The organism is Cupriavidus sp. CuC1 (genome assembly GCF_044627735.1).
GTDB lineage: Bacteria > Pseudomonadota > Gammaproteobacteria > Burkholderiales > Burkholderiaceae > Cupriavidus > Cupriavidus ulmosensis.
This window is the reverse complement of sequence record NZ_JBIUHC010000348.1, coordinates 1-2263: the sequence shown is the minus strand read 5'-3', so window position 1 is coordinate 2263 and position 2263 is coordinate 1. Positions and strand designations below refer to the sequence as shown.

The window sequence follows — 2263 nt, the reverse complement described above, 5'->3', positions numbered from 1 at the left end:
TCTTGTAGTGGAGCGTTTTGCACTCCGCCCCAATTAAATCAAAGACTTACACTTCTAACTGTCGAACTCGGGTGGGTTACGCCATGGCACAGCGGGTAATTGATCAAGAGGAATCCGGCGAATAGCCGTAACGTCAGGGCTAGATAGTAATGTGGTACCTGAGCCAAATAGAAGTGTCGTACCCGTGAGCTAACGCGAGCATGCTGGCTCTCGAACGCCAGACTCTGGGCGCAGCGCCTGCCGAAGGTCTACCAGCCGCGCAATCGCCGCGCCTGTCTGGGCGAGCTGATCCAGATCGACGGCTGCGATCATCCCTGGTTCGAGGACCGGGCGCCGGCCTGCTGCTCTATGCCGTCGCGTCCATTTTCGCTAAGTTGGAAAAGCCTACGCGAATTATTAAAGTGCGCAACGAAACTCATGTCAGAGAATCGATTGATCGTCGTGGTTTAAAAAAGATATTAGAGCATATGATTAATTCGAAACTCGGTACTTGAATCACATTTTTCTATTTAAAATAAGGTAGAACAATTTCAATGATGATCCGTCCAATTTGTATGGACTTAGTTGGAGATTAATCCATGCAAGCAATTCGTCATATATGGCGCCATATGTGCAGTCCGAAGCCCTGGCAGGGCAGCCTCTGTGCCGTTGTGGTCGGCGTCCTTACAGTATTCGCGGGTCCCAGTGCACATGCGGCCGATCTTGCTCGTCAGACCATAGGCCCAGTCAGCTACGTTTGCGGCGGCGTTGGCGAGGACGAGCAGCAGGCGCTCAAGTCGGAGTCGAAGGATTTTGATATGGGTCTGCTATTCACCGAAGGCGCGCGCGGCGAGTATCTATCCGACGTTGCCATCACACTTTCGCGCAAGGGCGTCGAAGTTGCATCCTTTCGTTCGACTGGGCCACGCTGCCTCATCAAAGCGCCTAGGGCGACTTATCAGGTCGTGGCAACCTATAACGGTGTAGATAAACACACCACATTGCGCATGGGTGAGCGGAATGTACAACTGAATTGGTAGCAGGCTGACTTCGCAACGAGAGTATATCTCCATGGGCGTCTCCCAATCGTTCACACGGTTATGATTTAACTTAAGAGTTATAGCTGGACAGCTTAGACAAGATGTGCCCTCTTGGTGGACCGGAAATCCGGAATTAGCTGTATTGCTGCGCAGCTGATGCAGCGCGTGCTGCTGAAAGGTGAGATGGCCGGCCGTTTTCGACCCTTTCCGATCATTCACCTTACATTGTCCGAAAGGCGGTATCCTACGGCGTCGCTCTGTCAGTCTTGTCAAGAGGGGAGGACTTCATCCGCTCTTGTGCCTGGATCGAGATGGCGGCACACTGCCACATCGGCTGCTGCGGAATCTCTCGAACGTTGCGATGATCGCGCGATGTTCTTACACAGCGTCAGAGCCAAGAGTGTTGCTCTCCGGGACACTGAAAGACGCACGACAGCCAAGATCAGATGGAGCTCGCGGTAGGCGGCTGAAATCACCGGATTCTTCTGCCGGTTTACGGGACGAGCCGCCAAGTGGTGGCAGGATAAAACTCCGCGAGTTCAAGACGGCCGCCGCGTCGCGACACTCATCACCGCAGAATCCGCAGAATCCTCCGGCTACGCCCCGCGAGATGCACCCAATGGGTCAGGTAGACCCCCGTGATGGCCAATGTCGCTGACCGGGTACGCCAACCATTAATCGGTGCCGGTTTGCGAGTGCCCTGCGCCAGGCACATATTTTGCGGGTTGGAGCATGGCTCAAACGGTTCAGTAACCGTCACCACACAGGAACTCGACGATGACAAACGAGAATGGCAGGCCCGATTCGAAGCCACGGGCCAGCCCCGCACCCGCGGCCATATCGAGCAGCCAGGAGAAGGCCGCAAAACCACGCAGCCGGGCGAGCGCGACCCGCAAAGCGAGCAGCCCGCGGATCTGGCGAGCACCTCCCGCGAGCAGGCGCTGGAGCGCTAGCGGCGGCACTTGCAGCGGATGGAGCGTGTAAATATTCTTCGCCAGGTAAAGAATCCATGAAGACCTTTCACTGCGGCAGTCGCTCCAACCTGTTTTTTTGAGAACGTCACCTGTGAGCGCTGCCAGGCGCTGCTTGGTTACGACATCTCGCAGATCTGCGCGTTCGAACCCGCGGAAGGCAACCTATGGCCCAGCTTGAATGCCGGCGCGCAAGACGTATCCGTCAGCAGAACCCATGTTGACTTGGGAATACTGCTCCGTCAGGTCATTGGCGTTGGGGGGGGCATCGGA

4 protein-coding genes are annotated in these 2263 nt (G+C 55.8%); 3 read left to right on the top strand and 1 reads right to left on the bottom strand.

Translation table 11 applies throughout. The annotated features are described in order from the left end of the window. Window positions 1–200: 200 nt before the first annotated feature. Both ACGLHR_RS51480 and ACGLHR_RS51475 read left to right on the top strand, forming a co-directional pair. Entirely contained in the window at window positions 201–494 is a 294-nt protein-coding gene (locus tag ACGLHR_RS51480) for a hypothetical protein (protein ID WP_400103805.1), read from the top strand. A gap of 84 nt (window positions 495–578) precedes the next feature. After that, complete coding sequence (locus tag ACGLHR_RS51475) at window positions 579–1019, top strand: hypothetical protein (RefSeq protein ID WP_400103803.1); 441 nt, start codon at window positions 579–581, stop codon at window positions 1017–1019. A 746-nt stretch (window positions 1020–1765) separates the two neighbouring features. Here ACGLHR_RS51475 and ACGLHR_RS51470 read toward each other — a convergent pair. Next, window positions 1766–1981 (bottom strand): hypothetical protein, encoded by a 216-nt coding sequence (locus ACGLHR_RS51470; protein ID WP_400103801.1) that lies wholly within the window; start codon window positions 1979–1981, stop codon window positions 1766–1768. Window positions 1982–2101: 120 nt separating this feature from the next. Between ACGLHR_RS51470 and ACGLHR_RS51465 the strand changes: the two genes are divergently transcribed. Beyond that, window positions 2102–2263 (top strand): hypothetical protein (locus ACGLHR_RS51465; RefSeq protein WP_400103807.1); only part of this gene is annotated, 162 nt, incomplete at its 3' end.